The 20,989-nt window shown below is 57.9% G+C and carries 27 protein-coding genes; 19 read left to right on the forward strand and 8 right to left on the reverse strand.

Annotated elements, in window-relative coordinates:
• The 8 genes from sctU to sctN form a co-directional block, all read right to left on the reverse strand.
• The gene (sctU, locus tag AC07W7_RS01390) at window positions 1-1,059 is read right to left on the reverse strand and encodes a type III secretion system export apparatus subunit SctU (RefSeq protein WP_099169703.1); all 1,059 of its coding nucleotides are present in this window, start codon (window positions 1,057-1,059) and stop codon (window positions 1-3) included.
• Entirely contained in the window at window positions 1,056-1,844 is a 789-nt protein-coding gene (gene sctT, locus AC07W7_RS01395) for a type III secretion system export apparatus subunit SctT (RefSeq protein WP_076963265.1), read from the reverse strand. Before sctT ends, sctU begins: the two co-directional genes overlap by 4 nt.
• A complete protein-coding gene (gene sctS / locus AC07W7_RS01400; protein WP_076963264.1) occupies window positions 1,841-2,107 on the reverse strand; it encodes a type III secretion system export apparatus subunit SctS in 267 nt (88 codons plus the stop codon). Before sctS ends, sctT begins: the two co-directional genes overlap by 4 nt.
• Before the next feature lie 2 nt (window positions 2,108-2,109).
• A complete protein-coding gene (gene sctR / locus AC07W7_RS01405) occupies window positions 2,110-2,763 on the reverse strand; it encodes a type III secretion system export apparatus subunit SctR (RefSeq protein ID WP_495038479.1) in 654 nt (217 codons plus the stop codon).
• The gene (gene sctQ / locus AC07W7_RS01410; protein ID WP_495038480.1) at window positions 2,760-3,692 is read right to left on the reverse strand and encodes a type III secretion system cytoplasmic ring protein SctQ; all 933 of its coding nucleotides are present in this window, start codon (window positions 3,690-3,692) and stop codon (window positions 2,760-2,762) included. Before sctQ ends, sctR begins: the two co-directional genes overlap by 4 nt.
• Window positions 3,689-4,126 (reverse strand): type III secretion system needle length determinant, encoded by a 438-nt coding sequence (locus AC07W7_RS01415; RefSeq protein ID WP_169901258.1) that lies wholly within the window; start codon window positions 4,124-4,126, stop codon window positions 3,689-3,691. The genes sctQ and AC07W7_RS01415 overlap by 4 nt, the downstream gene beginning before the upstream one ends.
• Before the next feature lie 689 nt (window positions 4,127-4,815).
• Window positions 4,816-5,283: a type III secretion system stalk subunit SctO gene (sctO, locus tag AC07W7_RS01420; protein ID WP_495038481.1), complete on the reverse strand. Its 468-nt coding sequence runs from the start codon at window positions 5,281-5,283 to the stop codon at window positions 4,816-4,818.
• Entirely contained in the window at window positions 5,280-6,602 is a 1,323-nt protein-coding gene (sctN, locus tag AC07W7_RS01425) for a type III secretion system ATPase SctN (RefSeq protein WP_169864159.1), read from the reverse strand. The genes sctO and sctN overlap by 4 nt, the downstream gene beginning before the upstream one ends.
• Window positions 6,603-6,795: 193 nt before the next feature.
• Here sctN and sctW point away from each other — a divergent pair, with 193 nt between their 5' ends.
• From sctW to sctC, 19 genes are all read left to right on the forward strand, one after another.
• Complete coding sequence (gene sctW / locus AC07W7_RS01430) at window positions 6,796-7,671, forward strand: type III secretion system gatekeeper subunit SctW (protein ID WP_076963256.1); 876 nt, start codon at window positions 6,796-6,798, stop codon at window positions 7,669-7,671.
• On the forward strand, window positions 7,652-7,927 hold the full coding sequence (locus AC07W7_RS01435) for a TyeA family type III secretion system gatekeeper subunit (protein WP_076963255.1): 276 nt from the start codon (window positions 7,652-7,654) through the stop codon (window positions 7,925-7,927). The genes sctW and AC07W7_RS01435 overlap by 20 nt, the downstream gene beginning before the upstream one ends.
• A 9-nt stretch (window positions 7,928-7,936) precedes the next feature.
• A complete protein-coding gene (gene sycN / locus AC07W7_RS01440) occupies window positions 7,937-8,308 on the forward strand; it encodes a type III secretion chaperone SycN (RefSeq protein ID WP_076963254.1) in 372 nt (123 codons plus the stop codon).
• The gene (gene sctX, locus AC07W7_RS01445) at window positions 8,305-8,670 is read left to right on the forward strand and encodes a type III secretion apparatus assembly protein SctX (RefSeq protein WP_076963253.1); all 366 of its coding nucleotides are present in this window, start codon (window positions 8,305-8,307) and stop codon (window positions 8,668-8,670) included. Before sycN ends, sctX begins: the two co-directional genes overlap by 4 nt.
• Window positions 8,671-8,678: 8 nt before the next feature.
• Window positions 8,679-9,020: a type III secretion apparatus assembly chaperone SctY gene (gene sctY / locus AC07W7_RS01450; protein ID WP_099169708.1), complete on the forward strand. Its 342-nt coding sequence runs from the start codon at window positions 8,679-8,681 to the stop codon at window positions 9,018-9,020.
• Window positions 9,004-11,130 carry a type III secretion system export apparatus subunit SctV gene (gene sctV / locus AC07W7_RS01455; protein WP_169864157.1) on the forward strand — a complete coding sequence of 709 codons (2,127 nt, stop codon included), beginning with the start codon at window positions 9,004-9,006 and terminating at the stop codon, window positions 11,128-11,130. The genes sctY and sctV overlap by 17 nt, the downstream gene beginning before the upstream one ends.
• Window positions 11,127-11,561, forward strand: a complete 435-nt coding sequence (locus tag AC07W7_RS01460) for an LcrR family type III secretion system chaperone (protein WP_495038482.1) — start codon at window positions 11,127-11,129, stop codon at window positions 11,559-11,561. The genes sctV and AC07W7_RS01460 overlap by 4 nt, the downstream gene beginning before the upstream one ends.
• A gap of 42 nt (window positions 11,562-11,603) precedes the next feature.
• Window positions 11,604-11,882 carry an LcrG family type III secretion system chaperone gene (locus AC07W7_RS01465; RefSeq protein ID WP_076963318.1) on the forward strand — a complete coding sequence of 93 codons (279 nt, stop codon included), beginning with the start codon at window positions 11,604-11,606 and terminating at the stop codon, window positions 11,880-11,882.
• Between the two features lie 10 nt (window positions 11,883-11,892).
• Window positions 11,893-12,822, forward strand: a complete 930-nt coding sequence (locus tag AC07W7_RS01470; protein ID WP_495038483.1) for a virulence-associated V antigen — start codon at window positions 11,893-11,895, stop codon at window positions 12,820-12,822.
• 9 nt (window positions 12,823-12,831) lie between these two features.
• The gene (locus AC07W7_RS01475; protein ID WP_076963248.1) at window positions 12,832-13,338 is read left to right on the forward strand and encodes a SycD/LcrH family type III secretion system chaperone; all 507 of its coding nucleotides are present in this window, start codon (window positions 12,832-12,834) and stop codon (window positions 13,336-13,338) included.
• A complete protein-coding gene (gene sctE / locus AC07W7_RS01480) occupies window positions 13,319-14,485 on the forward strand; it encodes a type III secretion system translocon subunit SseC family protein (protein WP_495038484.1) in 1,167 nt (388 codons plus the stop codon). Before AC07W7_RS01475 ends, sctE begins: the two co-directional genes overlap by 20 nt.
• A gap of 10 nt (window positions 14,486-14,495) precedes the next feature.
• On the forward strand, window positions 14,496-15,386 hold the full coding sequence (locus AC07W7_RS01485) for a YopD family type III secretion system translocon subunit (RefSeq protein ID WP_495038485.1): 891 nt from the start codon (window positions 14,496-14,498) through the stop codon (window positions 15,384-15,386).
• A gap of 122 nt (window positions 15,387-15,508) precedes the next feature.
• A complete protein-coding gene (locus tag AC07W7_RS01490; RefSeq protein WP_076963246.1) occupies window positions 15,509-15,952 on the forward strand; it encodes a type III secretion system chaperone in 444 nt (147 codons plus the stop codon).
• Window positions 15,953-15,959: 7 nt separating this feature from the next.
• On the forward strand, window positions 15,960-16,205 hold the full coding sequence (locus tag AC07W7_RS01495) for a T3SS regulon translocated regulator ExsE family protein (RefSeq protein WP_141562834.1): 246 nt from the start codon (window positions 15,960-15,962) through the stop codon (window positions 16,203-16,205).
• Window positions 16,202-16,612: a YscW family type III secretion system pilotin gene (locus AC07W7_RS01500; RefSeq protein WP_495038486.1), complete on the forward strand. Its 411-nt coding sequence runs from the start codon at window positions 16,202-16,204 to the stop codon at window positions 16,610-16,612. The genes AC07W7_RS01495 and AC07W7_RS01500 overlap by 4 nt, the downstream gene beginning before the upstream one ends.
• Before the next feature lie 347 nt (window positions 16,613-16,959).
• Entirely contained in the window at window positions 16,960-17,775 is an 816-nt protein-coding gene (locus tag AC07W7_RS01505) for a helix-turn-helix transcriptional regulator (RefSeq protein ID WP_076963316.1), read from the forward strand.
• Window positions 17,776-17,893: 118 nt separating this feature from the next.
• Window positions 17,894-18,727: a T3SS regulon anti-activator ExsD domain-containing protein gene (locus tag AC07W7_RS01510; protein WP_076963243.1), complete on the forward strand. Its 834-nt coding sequence runs from the start codon at window positions 17,894-17,896 to the stop codon at window positions 18,725-18,727.
• A 22-nt stretch (window positions 18,728-18,749) separates the two neighbouring features.
• Window positions 18,750-19,172, forward strand: a complete 423-nt coding sequence (locus tag AC07W7_RS01515) for a YscB family type III secretion system chaperone (protein ID WP_076963242.1) — start codon at window positions 18,750-18,752, stop codon at window positions 19,170-19,172.
• Window positions 19,160-20,989, forward strand: coding sequence for a type III secretion system outer membrane ring subunit SctC (sctC, locus tag AC07W7_RS01520; RefSeq protein ID WP_099169713.1), 1,830 nt, complete (start codon window positions 19,160-19,162; stop codon window positions 20,987-20,989). The genes AC07W7_RS01515 and sctC overlap by 13 nt, the downstream gene beginning before the upstream one ends.

A 20,989-nucleotide genomic window follows, 5' to 3' on the forward strand; every position in this document is an offset into this window, starting at 1 on the left:
TTACAGCACTGACGGTGGTATCTGTTGCTGGCTGTCGAGCCAGCGCAGAACCTCGGCGGTGGTTTGAATCAGGTCGGCGGGAATGTACTGGTCGACATGGCCATCCTGATACAACGCCCGAGCCAAGGGGACACGCTGCAACACCGGGATGCCTTCTTCCTCGGCAATACGACGCACTTGCAGGGCCAGGGCCTCGGTGTGTTTCAAGGTGACGACGGGCAAGGGCGTCTCGCCTTTCACGTAGCGAAGGCCAATTGCAATGTGGGTGGGGTTGGCGACAATCACCGAGGAGCGTTTGACGTCTGCGCGCAGGTTGCTTGACTGCAACTCCTGATGAAACTGACGTCGTTTGCTTTTGATCTCTGGGCTGCCTTCCATCTCTTTGTATTCGCGTTTGATTTCGTCCTTGCTCATGCGCAACTGCTTGTTGTGCTCGTAGCGCTCGAAGGCATAGTCGAGCGCCGAGATCACCACAAACCCCACGCCGCAAATCAGCATCAACTGGCCAAGCAATAAACCGATCACCGGTGCAATGCAACTCAGTCCGCAGGCGGGCAGCCTGATCAGGGTGTCCAGGTTGCCGGCCAGGGTTGTCCAGACCAGCACCGACAACAGGGTCACCTTGATGAGCGACTTGAGGAAGTCGACAAGGCTGCGCATCGAGAAGATCTTCTTGGCGCCCTCTATCGGATTGATCTTTTTCAGGTCGGGCATGATCGACTCGCCGCTGAGCAGAAAGCCGTACTGCAACAGGTGGGCGGCGATGACGGCCAATGCGGCAACGACCAAGAATGGCAGGCAGAGGTAGACCATTTCCTGGAACAGGTTTTCCACCATTAACTGCAGGGCCAGCCCGAACGGCAGGTTGAGATACGACTCGGGCATCAGCATCAGTTGCCCGAGGTGCTCCATGTAGTAATCGCTGAAGCTGGCGAGCGTGGCAATCAGAGCCAGAATCAGCACCGTGGACACCACTTCCTTGCTTTTGACCACCTGGCCTTTGGCTCGCGCATCGCGGAGCTTCTTCGGCGTGGGCTGTTCACTTTTTTCGGCGCTCATGGCGTTTCCAGCACTGGGCGTAGATGACGGAGCGGGTCGATGGCGATCAGCAAGCTGTCATAGGCGTGCGCCATCAACACGTTCAGGTAAATCACCAACAACAGACTGGCGACGATACTTTTGATCGGCATGGCGAGGATGAACACATTCAAGGACGGGGCAAAGCGACTGATCAGGGCCAGGCCGAACTCGGCCAGGAACATGGCGATCAGCAGCGGAGCCGCCAACAACAGGCACAGGCGTAGCAGTTGCGAAAACTGGGCGTAGAAAAAGTCCACCCACTGGCTGCCGATATAGGGAAAGAAGGTTGCGACCGGCCAACTGACGTAGCTCTGGAACAGTGCCCCGATCAACGTCAGAAACGCGCCACCGGTAAAAAACAGGGTGATCATGGTTTGTGTCAGCAACAAGCCGGTAGGGCTGGTCTGGCTGCCCAATGTGGGGTTGAGCGTAGAGGCGATGGAGGCGCCGCGCTGGTTGTCAATGATGAACCCGGTGGCCTCGATGGCCCAGAACGGGATCGTGGCGACAAACCCGATCAGCAGGCCGAGCAAGACTTCCTTGCCGATCAGCATGGCCAGGTCTATGCCGTTAAGTGTCATTGGCAGCGTGCCGGCGACTGTCGGGTAGGCAAACAAGGCGAGCGAACAGGCCACGCCGTTACGAACCAGGCCACCCCCGAGCATTTGTTTGCTCAGAATTGGCATGACCACAAAACAACTGATGATTCTGGGCAGCAGTAGGGTGTATGCCAACAGGAGTTGTTGCAGATCCTGAATGCTCATCGTACGAGAGGAATCTTGAGCAGGGTCAATTCGGCAAATGCGTAGAGTTCGTTACCCATCCATCCCGCCGTGGCAAACAGAGTAATGACAACGGCGATCAGCTTGGCGACAAAGCCCAGGGTCTGCTCCTGAATTTGGGTCAGTGCTTGTACCAGTGACACCAGCGTGCCGACGGCGGCCGCCATGAGCACGGTGGGCATGGACAGAATCAGGACCAGCCACAGGCTCTGGCTGGTGAAATGGAGGATTTCGGCGTTATTCACTCTCAGCCTCCGTAACTGATGACAAGGCCGTGGGTCAACCGCGCCCAGCCGTCCAGCAGGACAAACAACAACAGTTTGAACGGCAAGGAAATGGTCATCGGTGAAACCATCATCATCCCCATGGCCAGCAGGATGTTGGAAATGATCAGGTCAATGGCAATGAAGGGCAGGTAAATCAGAAAGCCGATTTCAAAGGCGCGCGTCAGTTCACTGACCGTGAAGGCTGGCAGCAAGATGAGCAAACTGTCGGGTTCGAGTTGATCGGCATACTCGCTGGGCCAGACCTGGCGGGTACTGTCGACGAAGAACGCATGTTCACGGGCCTGGATCTGTCTCTTCAGAAAGGACCGATAAGGCTCCATGCCTTCATCGAGGAACTGTTCCACCGACTGGCTGTTGTTCAGGCTGACATCGTGGGTGCGCAGATAGTCGCGGGTCGCGAAACCGACAGGAGCCATCACGTACAGGCTCAAGATGATTGCCAGGCCATACATGGCCATGTTCGGTGGAATCTGTTGTACGCCCAGCGCGTTGCGAAGCAGTGAGAAGACCACCGTCATCTTGATAAATGAGGTGGCCATGACCGCAATGAAAGGTAGCAATGCCAGCAGCGCCAAGCCAAAGATCAGACTGAGTTCGTCAGGCAATTGAATCATGCGGGCAGATCCTGCAGCAGGCGGTTGACCCGCACACCAAGGCGATCCTGAATACTCACCAGCTCACCCGTTCCCACGCAGCGATGGTTGACCAGGATCCGCACTTCGCCGTCGAGCGGCGAGGCGAGGTCAATCAGTGACCCCGGTTGCAGGGTCGCGAGGCTGTGCAGATCGAGCGTCTGACGACCGACTTCAAAGCTGACCTGAACGGGCAGTTGATCAAGGTGGGTCAGGTCATTGGGGGTTTCGAGGGGGGCATCATTGTGCATGGCAAGCAGTTCCAGTTGAGATTCATGGTGGCGAAAGTGCGCCCAGGGGCGATCTTCGACGACACCGAGCAAAGGGCTCGTAGCGTCGTGGCGTGCAGGCAGCAAGAGCAGGTCCCCGGTAGCCAATGAGTGCAGTTGCGCGGGGAGTAGACTGATCGGCCCCCATTGCAAAGAAAGCCGCAACAGAACCGCGTTCAGCTCTGCGAGCGGGCGGGCGGGCACGCAGGCAAGTACCGCGCTTGGGTCACTCTCCAGCCATACAACCAGGTGTTGTGTACCGCGTGTCAGGGTTAATGCCAGTGTGGGCGTGCCGATCTCGGGGTCGTCGGTGCACGGCTGTATGCTCTTCCAGGTGAGTCCTGGCAAAACGACGCTTTCCAACTCCAGCAGCGCCAATTGCAGTGGCAATGGCAGGCTGCTGAGCGCCGCTTCTTGCAGGTGGGGTTCAAGCCACGCGGCCAGGGGGGCGCTGTGGCATCGCCAATGCAACAGCAAACCTTGCCAGTGGAGGCTCAGTCGTACATCCAGCGAGTCGGGCGGCACAAGGATCGCCAGGCGGGCCTCCCCCTGCGCGAGTGGATAGCGGCTGCGGCAACGACTGAGTTTTTGTTGCAGGGCCAGTTCCCGGGGGGCGGCCCAAGGAAGCGTCAGGCTGCTCATGAATCCTGCTCCCACTCGTCATACACATGCCGGCGTTGTCGTGAGCCCTGATCACCGCCATGTTGCTGTTGAGCAAAAGTCAACTGGATCGGTTGGCCCGGGTGCAGGCGTTGCAAGCGTTCCATCAGGTCGCCACGGGCAAGTTGGAGTTGCAGCAGGCTACCGGGGCTGGCCTGTATTTCGACATGCAACTCCCCGCGTGAGTGGTTGAGCTGAACATCGACCTGGCCCAGTTGTGCCAGATTTACCTGAAGCCGCGTACTGCTGCCATTACGGGACTCGCCAGCCTGGATGTGCAGCTGCAGGGTTTGCGCCAGTTTGTCGAGGTCCCTGCTGAACGACGGTTGCTCAGTGGTCTTCAGCAAGCGTGCCAGCAGTTTGTCGCCCGGGGTCTGGTGGGGGCCTGAGGCGAGCTTGGGGTCTTCGTCCGCCACATCGAAATGTGCCTGTTCATCTTGTTCGCCAGAGGGGTTTTGTTGATCAGCAGGTGTTTGGACGGGGGCTCTATTGGCAGGAGCGTTTGGTGCTATGGACAGATTTTGCTCCGGGCTCTTCAGAGGCGCTGTGGTGTTGTCACGCTGGTTCGTAGCCGTCACAGGTCGGTCGGTCGCTGGCACAGGCGCGGTGGTCGCCGCTGTGGGAGACGGCCTGGTAGTTTCTGTGGAAGACGGTGTGGTCGCCGTTGTGGACGACGGTGGGGTAGTCGTCGTGTGAGACGGTTTGGTAGTGACTGTGGAAAACGGTGTGGCAATGGCTATGGGAGACTGCAGCATGCAGGCCTGGTCAGGCTCACGGTGTTCGCCGCTTTCCTCATTCGTGGCCTGCCCGCCCGGCGTGTCGGGTTTCGGTGGCAGATCAGGGATGGTCTCGCGCCCCTTGGTATTGGCCGGTTCAGCTGTTCTGGCGTCCTCATCCTGCGGGCTGCAATTGTCCTCAAGCGTTTTATCGGGTGCGCGGTTACCGAACTTACGCGATGCGTCGATCAGGCGTCGCTCTATCACATCGGGTCTGCTGCCCAGCGCCCGCTCGAATTCGGCCTGGCAATTTTTGTCTGAGGCTACGAGTGCCGGGAGCGATGACGGTGTAAAGACATCTTGTGGCCTATCTGGTGGGGAAATTCTGCTCATGAGGCGGCCTCGGTGCGACGGAACTCTTCGAGTTCTTGTTCTTCTTTGAACTCAAGCAGCATCAACGCCTCAGCGAGGGCGTGGGCGTTCAGCTCGTTGAATTTTGCGACTTGCTGCTGAGCCTCCTGCAACTGGCGCCTGCTCAGGCGCAGGCGTTCGCGCTCCTGGGCCAGGGTTTGCGCCTGTTCGGCGATGGTCTGTTCCAGTGCTGCTTCCTTTTCTCGCAAGCGGGCAACCTGCTGCTGCCATTGCTCCAGTGTTTTGCGGTTTATGGGGTGTGCCTTGCATTGCTCGAACAAACGGGTTTCTTGCGCCTGGCGCCACTGCCGGTATTGTTTGTGATCAGCCAGTGTCGTTTGATGGAGGCGCTGCGCCTCGCCGACCCGCAACTCCTGGCGCTGCAATGCCTGTTCCGCACGCTCGACGCGCAAGCGCTTGATGCGCAACAAAGTAGGGAGTGTCATCGGGTCAGGCTCGCCAGTTGTTCAAGGCAATCGGGCAGGTCACTGGGTTCATGGGTGCCTTGGCGCAGCCAGGCACGAATGGCGTCCATTTTTTCGATGGCCCGATCGGCGACCGGATCCTGACCTTTCTGGTACTCGCCGATCTTGAGCAACAACTCGACTTCTTCGTATCGGGCCAGCCACTCGCGCAACTGGTTGGCGGCATTGCGATGCTCAGGGGTCACTATCTGGTTCATGACTCGGCTCACCGAGCGCAGTACATCGATGGCCGGGTAATGGTTGGATGCCGCCAGCTTGCGCGACAGGATGATGTGCCCATCGAGAATCGAGCGGGTTTCATCCGCTACCGGCTCAGTCATGTCGTCACCTTCGACTAGCACGGTGTACAGCGCGGTGATTGAGCCTTTGTCAGATTGGCCGGCGCGCTCCATCAGCCGCGGCAGGGCGGCGAATACCGAAGGTGGAAAGCCGCGCCGAGTCGGCGGCTCGCCAGCGGCCAGGCCGATTTCGCGCTGGGCCCTGGCAAACCGGGTGACGGAGTCCATCAGCAGCAGCACACGTTTACCCTGGTCGCGAAAGTACTCGGCAATCGTGGTGGCAACAAAGCCGGCCTTGGCGCGCTCCATTGCTGGTCGGTCAGAGGTGGCGACTACCAGTACCGAGCGTTTGAGGCCTTGCTCGCCCAGATCAGACTCGATGAATTCACGCACCTCACGCCCGCGCTCACCGACCAGCGCCAGCACAATGACGTCGACGTCCGCACTGCGCATCAAGGTCGCCAGCAGAGTGCTTTTACCGCCGCCGGCCGCGGCGAAAATCCCCATGCGTTGTCCTTCACCGCAAGTCAGCAGGCCGTCGATGGTGCGAACACCAAGGGAAATGGGGCGCTCGATCAGATTGCGGCTCATGGGGTCGGGCGCATCGCGGTAAACCGGGTACCACGCAGCGGGTTCACCCAGGTGGCTGCCATTGAGCGGCTGGCCCAGGCCATCGAGTACCTGGCCCAGCAAGTGATCGCCGACGCCTACCTGGTGCATGGTGCCGGTCGGGCTGACCTCGGTGTTCGAGGAGACACCAAGCATTTCGCCCAGAGGGGTCAGGAGTGCCTGATGTTGCTGGAAACCAATGACTTCAGCCATCAGTGACAGCGAGTGGTCGGGGTTGCGCAATTGGCAAAGCTCACCGATGCGCGCACCGGGCACCACTGCTTTGAGCAGTGTGCCGGTGACTTGCGTGACCCGGCCGCGGATTTGAATCAGCCGACATTTATCGATGGCCTGCAGCATCTGGCCGGTGATGTGTTCGAGTGAGAGGTGCATGGTCGACTTGGGTATGGGGCTAGCGGCCACTATAGATAAAGGCCCGCTTCGGTAATTTCAGTCCCGGTCGCAAGTTTTTAGAAATTGGTTGGTGTAATGCCTAAAAAAAAGCGACCGATTTTGGCAGAGGCAACCGTAGTCCCATTCCTACAATGCCTGTCATGCGTATGTTGTCGGCAAGTGAGTACCCTGTATGGCCATTATTCAGAGCGTTATCCCCGCAGTGTCAGTGCCGGATCGACAGGCTGAGCCGGTCATTGCACGCGATAGTCGACTGACCGGGAATTTCCAGGGGGAGCGCGTGCAATACATCTCCACCAGTCAGGCGATGGCCGACGCGGCGGAAGAGCTGACCTTCGTATTCTCCGAACGAGTAGAAAAATCTCTGGCCAAGCGCAGCGTCAGTGATGGTCAGGCGCGCCTGAGCGAAATCCTTGAAATGCTTGAGGAGTACCTCAAGAAAGTGCCTGATCTTGAGGCCCGACAAAAGCTCGAAGCGTTGGTTGCGCACCTCGGCAGTGGCCAGTTAAGCAACCTCGCGCAGCTTAAGGCTTATCTCAAGGGATTCTCGCGCGAGGTCAGTCACCAGTTTGTTGCACTGACCTATGCACGCCAGGAACTGGCCGGTAAAACCGCTGCCCGGGCGATGGTCGAGCTTATTGACCAGGCGTTACTGGAAATGGCCCAGGAGCATGGCCAGGCCATCGAGCTGGGCTTGCAGATCGGGCCGTTGGCAAAGGCGGCGGCGGAGCAGGGCGTGGGCGATATCCAGTCACTGCGTGACACCTATCGCGATGCCGTCATGGACTATCGCGGTCTGAGCGCGGCGTGGAACGACATTAATGCGCGGTTCGGCAGTTCGATGCTCGAAGGTGTGGCGGGATTCTTGATGAAAGCCTTGAGCGCCGACCTCGATAGCCAGCAGACCCGGCTCGACCCGGTCAAGCTCGAACGGGTGATGAGCGACATGCACAAGCTGCGGGTGCTGACGAGTATGTCGGATCAGGTCAATGCATTGTGGCAGGCGCTGGTGACGGGGGAGCGAGGTCATGGCATACGGGCCTTCTGATCTGATGGGCGGGCTGATTGGGCTGATCGACAAGCGCTGGGCGAGTGTCCAGGACGTGCAGCGATTGATCGTGCCGCTGGGGATCAAGGACGCTGCGCGGCAGATCCATTTCTTTCGTGAGATCAAGCGGCTGGTGCGCCTGATCCCTACGGAAATTTTCACCGATGAGGAGCAGCGTCAGAACCTGCTCAATGCCTGTCAGCTGGCGCTGGATCTGGCTATTGACCAGGAAGAAGACGAATGGCAAGCACAATGAGTGAGCAGCATGCACTGGATTGACCAAGCATTGGCGCAGTTCTGTCAGGACCTGGGTGTGGTCGTACCGACCCCGTTGGGGGCGCTCATCCAGCTGGAGTTCGAGGAAACCGGCACGCTGCAACTGGAGCAGCACAACCGCAAGTTGACCTTGTGGCTGGCTGTTGATCTGGAGTGGCATCAGGTTCATCAGGGCGCGGTGCGTGCCTTGGCGATGGTATTTAGCCGCACCGGGCCTGAGCTGCCACTGCGTTGTGGATGGGCTGGTGACACGCGTCTACTGCTATTGATTACCCTGGATGAGCGGCGCGTCAGCGCATTGGTTTTGCATCAGGCGTTGCGCACATTGAGTGCGGCGCGCCAAACGGTGCTTGCGCCGTGAGTCGGATCAGTGCCCCGCACATCGGCATTGAGCACCTGACTGAGGTTGGCGATCAGCATTTCGCATCGGGCTTGCCCGAGCGCTATGTGTTGCCACCTGACGGCCATTGCATTGAGGCCCATCTTGATAATCTGTACCCGGCAGATCTCGCCGGACGTCGTTTGCAGGCGTTTGCCTGCCCCCATGAAGGTTTCCACGCATTACTCCGGCCACAGGCATTTCGCCAGGCCCTGACCGACCTCAAACAGCAAGTCTGTTCATCTGATGCGCCCGAGTTTCAGGCGCTCTCGGCGCTGTTGCAAGCGCGTAGCGAAGATGAGTACTTGCTGCAGATGGCCCTCCATTTGCTGCACAAGGTATGACCCCACCGATGATGTTGAAACCGATCCAGCAAAGCCTGTTGCTGTTGCTTGGCTGGCTGCAGCTGCAGTGCGGCCAGCCAGCGCATGCGCGGATATTCCTTGAGGCCCTGTTGGCCGTTGAACCGACTCATCGTCAGGGGCGTCGGGCGCTGGTGATGGCACTGTTGCAACTGGAGGCGGGCGAGCAGGCCGAGCAACAGTGTGATCGGTTGTTGTCTGAAGGCGAGGAAGACTTCGCGCTGTGGGACTGCGTCAGTCGTGCGTGCCATTTGCAGGGGCGTATTGGTGATGCGCGCGTGGCGCACGAGCGCTTCCTGAGCCTGCGGGAGGCCCATGAACCGGCTCGCTGAATTTTTGAGACTGGCGGGCGAACGCCAGGACATCATGCTGGCGGTGATGCTGCTGGCGGTGGTGTTCATGATGATCCTGCCGCTGCCACCGTTTCTGCTGGATATCCTGATTGCAATCAACATCACAGTGTCGGTGGTGTTGATGATGATGTCCGTCTACATCAGTTCACCGTTGCAGTTTTCGGTGTTCCCTGCGGTGCTGTTGATAACCACCTTGTTCCGGCTGGCGTTGTCGGTCAGTACGACGCGCATGATTTTGCTGGAGGCCGACGCGGGCCAGATCGTCTACACGTTCGGCAACTTCGTCGTGGGCGGCAATCTGGTCGTGGGTTGCATCATCTTTCTGATCATCACCATTGTGCAGTTCCTGGTAATCACCAAAGGTGCCGAGCGTGTCGCTGAAGTGAGTGCGCGGTTTTCTCTGGATGCCATGCCCGGCAAGCAGATGAGTATCGACGGCGATATGCGCGCCGGGGTCATCGATGTCAATGAGGCGCGTGACCGGCGTGCGGTGATCGAGAAAGAGAGCCAGATGTTCGGCTCAATGGACGGCGCGATGAAGTTTGTCAAAGGTGATGCGATTGCCGGCCTGATCATTATCTTCATCAATATTCTGGCCGGTATCACCATTGGTGTTACCCAGAAGGGCATGACTGCAGGCGACGCCTTGCAGCTCTATTCGGTGCTGACCATCGGCGATGGCATGGTCAGCCAGGTGCCGGCCCTGTTGATTGCCATTACCGCCGGGATCATCGTGACCCGGGACTCCTCGGACGGTACGTCGGATCTGGGCAGTGACATCGGTGATCAGGTGGTGGCCCAGCCCAAGGCATTACTGATTGGGGGGGTATTGCTGCTGTTGTTCGGGCTGATTCCCGGGTTTCCCACCGTCACTTTCATGCTGCTGGCGGTACTGGTGGGTGGGGGTGGTTACTTTATGTTGTTGCGTCAGCGCGGGATGGCTGCCGAGGGTAATCCAAGAGATTTACCAACCTTGCTGGCGCAAGGTGCGGGAGCGGCCTCATCGGCCAAGCCCAAGGCCAAGCCCGCGGGCAACAAGTCCAAGGGCACACGGCTGGGGGATAAGGAAGAGTTCGCGATGACCGTGCCCTTGCTGATCGATGTGGGGGCTAGCATGCAGCAGGAGCTGGAGGCGTTCGCACTCAATGATGAGCTGGTCAGGGTGCGGCGTGCGCTCTATCTGGATTTTGGTGTGCCGTTTCCGGGTATCCATCTGCGTTTCAATGAAGGCTTGAAAGACGGTGAATACCTGATTCAGTTGCAAGAAGTGCCGGTGGCCCGTGGGCGCTTGCGCAGCGAACGGCTGCTGGTGCAGGAGCGCGCCACTCAACTGGAGCTCATTGGTGTGCCCTTTGAAGAAGGCGAGCCGGTGCTGCCGGGCAAGCCGACTCTGTGGGTGAGTACCGAGCACCAAGGTCGGCTGGAACGATCCGGCTGCGCCTTCCTGAGCATGGATCAGGTGCTGACCTGGCACCTTTCCCATGTGTTGCGCGAGTACGCCGAAGATTTTATTGGCATCCAGGAAACCCGTTATCTGCTGGAACAAATGGAGCACAGCTATTCGGAACTGGTGAAGGAGGCCCAGCGCATCATTCCGCTGCAACGCATGACTGAAATTCTCCAGCGCCTGGTCGGTGAAGACATCTCGATCCGCAACCTGCGCGCGATTCTGGAAGCGATGGTGGAATGGGGGCAGAAAGAGAAGGACGTGGTGCAGTTGACCGAATACATCCGCAGCAGCCTCAAGCGCTACATCTGCTACAAGTATTCGAGCGGCAACAACATCCTGCCGGCCTACCTGCTGGACCAACAGGTCGAAGAGCAGATCCGTGGAGGCATTCGCCAGACCAGTGCCGGCAGCTATCTGGCGCTCGATCCGGCGGTCACCCAAGCCTTTCTCGAACAAGTCCGGCAGACCGTCGGCGACCTCGCGCAAATGCAGAGCAAGCCGGTGCTGATCGTGTCGATGGACATTCGCCGCTACGTGCGCAAGTTGATCGAAGGCGATTATTACGGCTTGCCGGTACTCTCCTACCAGGAGTTGACCCAGCAAATCAACATCCAGCCACTGGGCCGGGTGACGTTATGACGCGCGACCCTTTGGTGGGCTGGCTACAGGCACACGGGCATGACACCCGGCCACATTTCTTGCGTCACAGCACACTACCGCTGGGCCGCAAGTTTGTGTATGGCGGCTGCGAACTGGCCTGGCGCTGTGAAGGGGGACGGGTCTGGATCGTCATGCTGCGCCGGGTCGACGGGCGCCATGGCCTGGTCAATTCTTTTGCCGCGCTACATGTGCTGGCCGAGGCGGTTCTCGCGGTGTTGGGCGCGCAAGCCAAGCTCTACGGCAAGGTGCAGGCGATGGCGGACAGCCCGCTGGATGGCACGCGGATGGCGCATTTCTATCGTCGCTGGACTGGCGCAGCCGAACTGCAGAGCGGTTGGTTCGAGCTGGCGGCCGGGCAGGTGTGTTCGCTACGAACCATCAGAAAACGACAAATAATCGACCGTACCTGACAGGAAGCCAGGCGCTCTATCCCTACTATAGGAGCCATGGATATGTACGACGAACCCTACGCAAAAACCCTTCAGGCTGCCGAGCAGGCCATTGAAGACAATGAGCACCGCGAGCGGTTGCTCAGTGAACTGTGGGAAGGCCTGGCGTTGCCTGCCGAGGTCCGTGACCGGGTCTTTCGCTCGCCGGACCAGGCACTTGTACAGAGAGCAGAACAAGAGCTGTTGCAGGAAGTGCGGCGGATGCGCATCAGCCGCCCACCGGTTGCCGATGAAGGAAAACGACAACGGCGTCCGGCGTCGATGCGTGGACTTGTGGTGTAAGGAACCTCTTATGGATATCAGGCATTACCAGCAAGACCTGTCGGGGTTCTTGAATACGTTGCAGACGCTTCCAGCCGATCATTTGCGCGGTCGCGCAACGGATGCACTGGCAGAGCTTAAGGCACTGGTCAGTAACCGCAATGTCAGCTTTACCCATGCCAACCAGACTCTGTCGGATGCCCAGGTAGAAAAGTTGCTGGCCTATTTTTTGCCGCCTGAATCGAATTTGAAGGGCAGCCTGTATGAGTTGCAAATCAAGTCCGGGATCGAGTCGGTCAAGCAACTGATCAACCAGTACGCCGATGCGAAGCCGGGGCAGCCCTGGCCGTTGAAAGAGTTCCTGGCCAAGGCGCATTTCGGCCTGACCAGTGACCGGATCGATGATGACGTGCGGGGCGTTTATGAAGAGGTTCTGTTGATACAGGATGGCAAGCGTACCGCGCTGCGTGATGACCTCAAGGTTCTGACTGCCGAGCTCAACATCTACAGCAAGATCCAGTCGCAGATCAACGCGAATCTGGCCGCTAAAAAAGACATCACAATCGAGCCGGGACTCAACCTGTTCGATCGCACCTTATACGGCTACCCCGACGACAAGACCTGGCAGGCCAGTGCGGAATACACGCTGCTGACAGGGCTCGACACCTATCGCACCGGCACGCTGAGCATCAGAAGCTTCCTCAGTGGCGCACCGAAGGACAGTGGGGCGATGAACCCCGATGACTTACTCAAAAAGTACGAGTTCAAGGACGAGAACAACCCCATCGCCAACTTCGCCACGACGGTGGGCGACCGCTCCCGCCCGATCAACGACAAAGTCAGTGAGAAAACCACGCTGTTGAACGATGTCAGCTCTCGCTACAACTCGGCCATCGAGGCCCTGAATCGCTTCGTTCAGAAGTACGACAGCATGATGCGCGACATTCTAAATGCCATATAGGAACGGTTGATGAGCCAGCAAGAACACGATGTGTCTGAGGAATACGAGAAAGAACTGGAAGCGTTTTTGCGCGATGGCGGCACACTGGCCATGCTCAGGAACATCTCCAGCGACAGCCTTGAGCAGCTCTACTCCCTGGCGTTCAATCAATACCAGGCTGGCAAGTGGGATGACGCCCACAAGATTTTTCAGGCGCTGTGCATGCTTGATCATTACGACGTTCGGTTCTTTTTGGGATTGGGCGCGTGCAGGCAGGCCATGGGGCAGCTAGAGCTGGCATTGCAGAGCTTCAGTTACGGCGCGCTGATCGATATCAACGAGCCCAGATTTCCATTTCATGCTGGCGAGTGTCACCTGCGGTTGGGTGATCTCGACGGGGCCGAGAGTGGCTTCTACTCGGCTCAGGCCTTGGCCGCAGCACAGCCGGCACACTCGGTTCTGGCCGAACGTGCAGGCGCCATGTTGGAAGCCGTACTAGCGAGAAAGGATCAACCTAATGAATCCGATAACGTTTGATCGCGTTACGCTTGCCACGGGGAGCGTTGCTGCAAGCGACCCCGTGGGGCGCCCACGCAATGATCGTGGGGGGGATGCGCTAACGGTCTCCCGGGTCGAGTCGGATGGCCGATCGGCCGTCACGTCTCAAGGGGTGCAATTGACTGCGCCGTCGGCGGCCAGCCAGCAGCGCCTGGAGGTCGGGACTCGGGCGGACATCAACCGCCTGGTGCAGTCCGTGCGCCAGGATACCGGGCTGGCCCAGCGTTTTGTCGCTGAAACGGCTCGGTTAGGCGTGGCGCGGCTCAGCTCGGTGGAGGATTTCGAGATTGAATTGGCCAAACTGACTGGCGAGCTGGAGTCCACGCAAAAAAAGCTCAAGCTTGAAGAAATCAAGATGGCGCGTGAGCAAAACCTGCAAAAGATCGAGGAAAACCAGAAGAAGATTCTGGAGGCGACCGAGGCTGCAAAAGAAGCCCAGAAGTCTGGCTTGATAGGTAAGATTTTTGGCTGGATCAGTGCCATTGCCTCGATCATCGTGGGTGCCATTCTGGTAGCGACGGGTGTCGGCGCGGCCGCCGGAGCACTGATGATCGCCGGGGGCGTAATGGGTGTCGTTTCCCAGGCTGTGCAACAAGCGGCGAAGGACGGATTGATCAGTAAAGAAGTGATGGAAAAGCTCGGACCGGCTCTGATGGGGATCGAAATCGCCATCGCTGTGATGGCTGCGGTAGTCAGTTTCGGGGGGGCTGCCGTCGGGGCGGTCGCCAAGGTGGGTGCAAAAATCGGTGGCAAGGCTGCCGAGCTCACTGCCAGTCTAGCCGGCAAAGTGGCGGATTTGGGGAGCAAGTTTGGCAACGTGGCCAGTCAGTCTCTGTCCCATGGTGCCAAGCTCGGGATGCAGATTTCCGACATGACCCTGGAGGTCGCCAACGGTGCGGCGCAAACCGCCAACTCGGCGTTTCAGGCCAAGGCTGCCGATAAACAGGCCGATGCCCTGGAGACGCGCTCCGAGCTCACGCAGTTTCAGGCCGTCATGGACAAGCTCAAGGAAGAACTCAGTCGCATGGTCGAGTCTTTTTTGCAGGTCATGGAGCAGATTTTCCAGATGATCAATGCGAAGGGCGACACCCTGCATAACCTTTCCAGCCGTCCTGCGGCTATCTGAGGAACACATCATGATGATTGAAACAGGCTATGGCGCTCACGGGCTGGGTCAGATTGGCAATACTCAGTCGCTGGAAAAAACTCAAGCAGGCGTACGAACCGAAACAGTTCACAGCGCGAATACGGCACTGCCCGGCGAATCGAAGAAGAGCTTGGGTGTCGACCTGATAGCGCCGAGGCAAGTGTTCAAGCCCGAGGGGCTGGGCAGGGTCAGCAGTGAACTCAATGGCAGTGTGGAGCTGATGGTGCTGTTGTTTCGCATCGCGCAGAAGGCCCGCGAGCTGGGGATTATCCAGCGCGACAGCGAGAACACCTCGATCATCAATGCGCAGAAGTCCCAAGTGGACGAAATGCGCAGCGGTTCGAGGCTGATGATTGCGATGGCGGTGATCTCCGGTGTGATGGCCCTGGCATCGGCGGTTACCGGTGCCATTGGTGCGGTCAAGAATGGCAAGGCGATCAGCCAGGAAAAGGTCCTGGAGGGCAACATTGGTCGGCGCAACGAGCAGATCGACGCGAAGATGCAGGAGCTGGGCAAAACCTCGAAGGCCGATCGCATTGAGGTCGGCCGGGAATGGGCCAAGGAGCAGGCGGCCGATACCCGTGCGCTCAAGCTGGCTGGGCAGGGCGTGGATAACCGCAATGCCAAGCTGCAAAGCATCAATGGCGTGAACCAGGCACTTGGGCAGATGTCCAGCAACTCGGTGCAAGTCGAGCAAACGGCTATTCAGGCCAATGCCAAGGAAGATGAAGTCAGCGCGTCAATTGCCCAGAGCGAAAAGCAGAAGGTCGAAGACCAGTTGAGCTACAACGCCAACTTTATGAAAGAGATGCTGCAACTGCTTGCGCAGTACACCCAGAACCACAATCAGGCCTGGCGGGCCGCCGCTGGCGTGGCTTGATCTGATCTTGATATAGGAAAAAAGCCACAGTGATGTGGCTTTTTTCTTAAAAGAAAAGCCCGTCAGTGACAAAACCCGCTCATGTCAGGGTGCTAGCATTCGCCTAGTTCGAGGGGACGTGCATGGATTTGAGGATCAGGGTCAACCGGCTGCTTGCCGAGTTTGCCAATCGCAGTGGCCTTCCCGCTTTGTCGCTGGATGAAGAGGGAATAGCCAGTCTGCTGTTTGACGATAAGTTGGGCGTGACGCTGGTGTTACTGGCAGGACGCGAGCGCTTGGTTATGGAAGCGGATGTGGCGGGAATCGAAACGTTCGGCGACGCAATCTTCCGGCAGTTGGCGAGTTTCAATCGGTACTGGTATCGCTTCGATCTGCATTTTGGTTTTGATGAGGCAGCAGGCCTGGTGCAGCTATACGCCCAGATACCCGCGGCTGAGTTGACCCTGGAACGTTTCGAGGCCACCTTGGCCAACCTGCTTGATCACGCCGAGTTTTGGCAGCAATTGCTGCCGGGATATGAGGGTGGCGACCAAACAATATCCAAGCCCGCCGGTATGAGGGTTTAAGTGAGTCATGAAGATAGAAAGCACTGGCATTTCACCAGCGGCCACGAGTGACGGTGCGCCAATATCTGGAAGCTTTGCCGGGCGCTCGTTCAGTCAGGTGCCCAGTCGCCAGGAGGGAGGCATCAGCGTTGCGCAGTTGGGTCGCTGGCTGGCGGTACAGGTGGAGGTCGATCAACAGAGTGAGCAACATTTGCAGCGTTTGGTCGATGGCGAGATTGCCCCTCTTTATGAGCGCAAGGTTCGTCAACCATGAGGAAGACGCTGCTATTCAGCGTTTTTCTTGCCTTGGGGGGCTGCGTCAGTGTGCCTTCGCCGCCGGCACCGTTGATTGATGTGAGAGGGCAGGTGCGCACGCCTTCACCGATTTCACAACCTGCCTACGTCAGTGTGCGGCTCTACTCGGTGATCCAGCAGCAGCTGCGGTTGGTTGCCCAGGCTCGTTATCGGGTGACGGCGTTGCCGTTGCACTTTGCTTTTCGTCTGATGCCGACGCAGGTGGTCGGTGACAGCTTGCTGGTGCGCAGTGAGCTGGCCTGGTCAGAGGACGGGGCTGTGCAGTCGAGAAGTTGGCAGTCGGTGGTGCCTGGTGAAAGTATGAATATGCAGCTTGGGCAACTACCCTGCTATCCGAAGTGCACTATTTCGGTGGCGACGAAATGATCTTGAAATATTTTGTATTTATTTAGCGCCTATTGAAATAGAAGGGTGTTTCGATAGGTGGGTAACTAAATAAATTTATCGGGGCTTCGTCTAGTTAAGAGTAATTACTCTAGTGGCTATGATTAATTGCAAGGACGGTTGTCATTGAGTTAGTCATCCTGACTTCATAGAATCAGTGCAGTGTTTGAGCCAAGAGATAGAGAATCCGCCACTGCTAGATTCCAGGCTCTCGCGTCACAGGATTCAAGCGCAAAGTCGTCGCGCAGCAGTATTTAGAAGTTGAGTTTCGTACGATGCCTACTTGGGCACCGTACAAATGGTATGTGCAGGTTCGGGGTCACAATAAAATGCAAGGTGCCAGCACACGTGCTCGGAAACAGATAAAGCTGTGCCGGTGGTCTATTCCGACGTTTGAGTTTGTATCGAACGGTGAGGAGGGGATTTATATCCTTATCGAGGGGCAGGTCACGGTTCAAGATTGTAATGCGACAGTGTGTCTCATGCCTGGCGAGCTATTGTTTGCGCGCAGAGGTAACTATGTCGTGAGTACGGGCGAACACGATTGTGTTTTACTTTGGATCCCATTATCGGTTCAGTTTTTACAAAAGTTTGTTCAGCGTTTTGGTTCTTTATTGAGTGAAGTAGAGCGCTGGGATGGGCCGGGGGTTAGTCTCATTGCGTTTGCCAGTACGCCGTTGATGGCGGACTGCATAAAGGGGCTTGAAGGGCTGATGGTGCATGAGCACCCACCGATGCTGGCGTTGTTGCGCGTCGAAGAGTTGTTGATGCTGTTTGCTTTCAGCCCCCAGGGCCCGGCGCTGATGTCAGTATTGCGTCAGCAGGGAAGTCGGCACGTCGAGCGTTTACAGGTGTTCATGGAGCAGCACTACCTCAAGGAGTGGCGGCTCTGCCAGTTTTCCCGGGAGTTCGGAATGGGCTTGACCACGTTCAAGGAGTTGTTCGGGTCGGTCTATGGCGTTTCTCCCCGAGCGTGGATCAGTGAGCGGCGTATTCTCTACTCCCATCATCTATTGCTTAACAGCGAAATGAGCATTGTGGACATCGCAATGGAAAGCGGTTTTTCCAGCCAGTCTTACTTCACTCAGAGCTATCGTCGTCGTTTCGGGTGTACTCCCAGTCGTTCAAGACAAGGAAAAGAATAGCGGCGGACTAAAAAAAAATGACGTTTTTTGCAAGTTTGGTCCGTTGCTCCTCAGTAAGATTGGTCGCAGTGGAAGACGCTGACGGGTGTGCTACGAAACGAGATAGTCAAGGCAGAAGATGAGCCAGGAAGACCAAAATCAAACCCCTCAAGCTGGTATTTTTGCTGGTCGTCGGGTGTTTGTAGTAGGCCGGGATGCCCGCGGTCGAGGCCGGGCAGCTGGGTGTGTATCAGTCAGTGTGTACCGTGAGTCGGGAATTATTAGTGTGCGACAGTTGATCTTGTTGCAACGCTTGCTGCCGCGTGTACGGCTGGAGCAACTGTTCCAGTCCAATTGGCTGCAACAACGCTTGGCCCGTGGCATGGCGCTCGAACGCGGGGATATTCAATTGGTACTGCGTCAGGCCCGCGCCCAGGGTGAGGACTGGTGCAATTGGTTGGGCGACCGGATCAATCTGGCCTCGACTCAGGCCCTCATCGATTGGGTTCTGCTGCCGGTATACAGCTGGTGGGAAAGCCTTTTTGATGAAGCGGTATCCAATTGGCGCCTGGCATTGATCGAGTACGAAACACAGGCACGCCAGTTGCGGATCAAGGCCGAGTTCTGGCGCTTGGTCGGAGAAACCAATGCGCAATTAGCACAACAGGAACTGGCCAAAATCGCTCAATGTCGGGCAAAGACCGACGCTGAAATTGCCAATATGGTACGCAAGCTGGGCGCCATCTCCGAGCAGGCACAGCTGGCCTGGCCCAATTGGCATCAAGGCATGTCCATGTTGCTGGCTGACGGCAAGCTCGATGGTTTTTCGCCTGTCCCGGTGGTGTTGAGCCCTCTGTGGGAGCCGCTGGCCAGGCTTGACGACGACGCGGGTGCCGCGGATGTCGTTCAGCACTGGCTGTATGAACGTAGCCTGTGCCAGGCGAACGACCACTTTTATTGGCAAGGCTCCTGACTGCCGGATACGCCGAGGAATCATGGAACATTTACTGACTGGATTGGCCGCACGTACGGGCCAAGGGGTTTTTGTGGCCGATCAAACAGGTCGATACCACCTGCGGATCGACGGTCACAGTCTGTTTTTACAACGTCAGGGGGCTGATCTTGTGCTGTCCAGCCCGCTGAACTGGCAAGTTCAGCACTCATCTGCGGCTGAACGTGAAGTGTTGCTGAACCTGTTAGGCCAGGTCACCCGATGGAGTCGACGCTATCCCCAGGCGTTGGCCACCGATGAACAGTCAAACCTGATGCTTGAAGCGCGTCTGGAATTCGCCACCCTGGAACTGGACGACCTGGAGAGAGCGCTATCGGCTCAGGTCGCGATTCTGGAAACGATCAAGCCAGAGCTGTTGATTGCAGGCCTGGAACCGCAGTGGAAACAAACTTTATGGCGTCCCTGAGTGTTTCGCGGTCCTTGAGCCTGGTCTTTGCCTTGCTATTGACCGGAACCGCCCAAAGCCAGGATCTGGATTGGCCACAAATCCCCTACAACTATATCGCCCAGGGTGAAAGCCTGCGTGATGTCCTGGCCAATTTCGCGGCTAATTACGACGGCTCGGTGATTGTCAGTGACAAGGTCAATGATCAGGTCAGTGGGCGTTTCGATCTCGATGATCCTCAGTCCTTTGTGCAACTGATGACTTCGCTCTACAACCTGATCTGGTACTACGACGGTGCTGTTCTCTACGTATTCAAGGCCACCGAAATGCAGTCGCGGCTGGTCAAGCTGGAGCAGATCGGCGAAACCGAACTGAGGCAGGCACTGGAAGCTGCAGGTGTCTGGGAGCCGCGATTTGGTTGGCGATCGGACATGCGCGGGCGGTTGGTGTACGTCTCCGGCCCCCCACGGTATCTGGATCTGGTGGAGCAAACAGCCCTGGCTCTTGAGCAGCAGCACGCTCTGCGTATTGAGAAGACCGGAGACCTGGCCGTGGAAATTTTTCCGCTCAAGTATGCGGTCGCTGAGGATCGGCGAATCAAGTATCGCGAAGACGATATTGATGCACCGGGTGTGGCGACCATTCTTGCTCGCGTGCTGAGTGACGCTAACGTGGTGTCGGTAGAAGGCGGACAGGACAGTCCTCGATTACCGACGCAGTCCGGGCGAGCCGTAGTTCAGGCTGAGCCCTCGCTCAATGCCATTATTGTGCGCGATACCAAGGATCGCATGCCGATGTACCGGCGCTTGATCGCGGCGCTGGATCGTCCTTCGGCGCGAATCGAGGTCGGTTTGTCGATTGTCGACATCAACGCGGAAAACCTCGCCGAACTGGGCGTGGACTGGCGCGTCGGTATAGGCGTCGGCCCAAACAAGCTGATCGACATTCGCACCACCAGCCAGAACATTAGCGGTCAGGGCAACGCCAGTCCTGGTACCACGCGCGAGGCCGGTGCCAGCCTTGTGGATAGCCGGGGGCTGGATTACCTGCTTGCCCGCATCACCTTGCTACAGAGTCAGGGGCGCGCCCAGGTCGGCTCGCGGCCGACCGTGCTGACCCAGGAAAACACCCTGGCAGTGATTGATCACAGCGAAACCTATTATGTCAGCCTTCTTGGTGAGCGGGTGGCTGAACTCAAGGCGATCACCTACGGCACCATGCTGAAACTGACGCCGCGGGTCATCCAGTTGGGTGACAAACCGGAAATCAGCCTCAGCCTGCATATCGAGGACGGTAATCAGAAACCCAACAGCTCAGGGGTGGGTGGGCTTCCCACTATCGCCCGCACCGTGGTCGATACCGTGGCTCGCGTGGGACACGGGCAGAGTCTGTTGATCGGCGGTATCTACCGTGATGAGCTCAGCGAATCCATGCGCAAGGTTCCGCTGCTGGGCGACATTCCGTATCTGGGAGCGTTGTTCCGGTTCAAGTCCAGTTTCACCCGTCGCTCGGTGCGGCTGTTTCTGATCGAGCCGCGCTTGATTGACAACGGGCTAGGCCATTTCGTGGCGTTGGGCAGCAAGCGTGGCTATATGGATCCATTGCTCCAGGTCGATGAGCTGTCGAACCAGAGTCTTTCGTTGCAGAAATTGCTCGGGACTGCGCAGTGCCAGGAACTGGGTCAGGCCCGCGAGCTCCAGCACGTGCTGGCACAGGCAGGCAAGGACTCTTCGCTGATGGCATGCAGCCTGGGCAAGGACACCACGGGCTGGCGTATTGCCGAGGGTGCCTGCGTCGAAGGTGTCGAACAGTGCGTCCGCGCACCGAAGAAGCCCTGA

The sequence above is a fragment of the Pseudomonas sp. GW821-FHT01D09 genome, from assembly GCF_059422465.1.

What these genes read in the sequence shown, in the direction of transcription:
- sctU (WP_099169703.1), bottom strand. Translation starts at nt 1,059, where the DNA reads ATGAGCGCCGAAAAAAGTGAACAGCCCACGCCGAAGAAGCTCCGCGAT.
- sctT (WP_076963265.1), bottom strand. Translation starts at nt 1,844, where the DNA reads ATGAGCATTCAGGATCTGCAACAACTCCTGTTGGCATACACCCTACTG.
- sctR (WP_495038479.1), bottom strand. Translation starts at nt 2,763, where the DNA reads ATGATTCAATTGCCTGACGAACTCAGTCTGATCTTTGGCTTGGCGCTG.
- sctQ (WP_495038480.1), bottom strand. Translation starts at nt 3,692, where the DNA reads ATGAGCAGCCTGACGCTTCCTTGGGCCGCCCCCCGGGAACTGGCCCTG.
- sctO (WP_495038481.1), bottom strand. Translation starts at nt 5,283, where the DNA reads ATGACACTCCCTACTTTGTTGCGCATCAAGCGCTTGCGCGTCGAGCGT.
- sctN (WP_169864159.1), bottom strand. Translation starts at nt 6,602, where the DNA reads ATGCACCTCTCACTCGAACACATCACCGGCCAGATGCTGCAGGCCATC.
- sctW (WP_076963256.1), top strand. Translation starts at nt 6,796, where the DNA reads ATGGCCATTATTCAGAGCGTTATCCCCGCAGTGTCAGTGCCGGATCGA.
- AC07W7_RS01435 (WP_076963255.1), top strand. Translation starts at nt 7,652, where the DNA reads ATGGCATACGGGCCTTCTGATCTGATGGGCGGGCTGATTGGGCTGATC.
- sycN (WP_076963254.1), top strand. Translation starts at nt 7,937, where the DNA reads ATGCACTGGATTGACCAAGCATTGGCGCAGTTCTGTCAGGACCTGGGT.
- sctY (WP_099169708.1), top strand. Translation starts at nt 8,679, where the DNA reads ATGATGTTGAAACCGATCCAGCAAAGCCTGTTGCTGTTGCTTGGCTGG.
- sctV (WP_169864157.1), top strand. Translation starts at nt 9,004, where the DNA reads ATGAACCGGCTCGCTGAATTTTTGAGACTGGCGGGCGAACGCCAGGAC.
- AC07W7_RS01460 (WP_495038482.1), top strand. Translation starts at nt 11,127, where the DNA reads ATGACGCGCGACCCTTTGGTGGGCTGGCTACAGGCACACGGGCATGAC.
- AC07W7_RS01465 (WP_076963318.1), top strand. Translation starts at nt 11,604, where the DNA reads ATGTACGACGAACCCTACGCAAAAACCCTTCAGGCTGCCGAGCAGGCC.
- AC07W7_RS01470 (WP_495038483.1), top strand. Translation starts at nt 11,893, where the DNA reads ATGGATATCAGGCATTACCAGCAAGACCTGTCGGGGTTCTTGAATACG.
- AC07W7_RS01475 (WP_076963248.1), top strand. Translation starts at nt 12,832, where the DNA reads ATGAGCCAGCAAGAACACGATGTGTCTGAGGAATACGAGAAAGAACTG.
- sctE (WP_495038484.1), top strand. Translation starts at nt 13,319, where the DNA reads ATGAATCCGATAACGTTTGATCGCGTTACGCTTGCCACGGGGAGCGTT.
- AC07W7_RS01485 (WP_495038485.1), top strand. Translation starts at nt 14,496, where the DNA reads ATGATGATTGAAACAGGCTATGGCGCTCACGGGCTGGGTCAGATTGGC.
- AC07W7_RS01490 (WP_076963246.1), top strand. Translation starts at nt 15,509, where the DNA reads ATGGATTTGAGGATCAGGGTCAACCGGCTGCTTGCCGAGTTTGCCAAT.
- AC07W7_RS01495 (WP_141562834.1), top strand. Translation starts at nt 15,960, where the DNA reads ATGAAGATAGAAAGCACTGGCATTTCACCAGCGGCCACGAGTGACGGT.
- AC07W7_RS01500 (WP_495038486.1), top strand. Translation starts at nt 16,202, where the DNA reads ATGAGGAAGACGCTGCTATTCAGCGTTTTTCTTGCCTTGGGGGGCTGC.
- AC07W7_RS01505 (WP_076963316.1), top strand. Translation starts at nt 16,960, where the DNA reads ATGCAAGGTGCCAGCACACGTGCTCGGAAACAGATAAAGCTGTGCCGG.
- AC07W7_RS01510 (WP_076963243.1), top strand. Translation starts at nt 17,894, where the DNA reads ATGAGCCAGGAAGACCAAAATCAAACCCCTCAAGCTGGTATTTTTGCT.
- AC07W7_RS01515 (WP_076963242.1), top strand. Translation starts at nt 18,750, where the DNA reads ATGGAACATTTACTGACTGGATTGGCCGCACGTACGGGCCAAGGGGTT.
- sctC (WP_099169713.1), top strand. Translation starts at nt 19,160, where the DNA reads ATGGCGTCCCTGAGTGTTTCGCGGTCCTTGAGCCTGGTCTTTGCCTTG.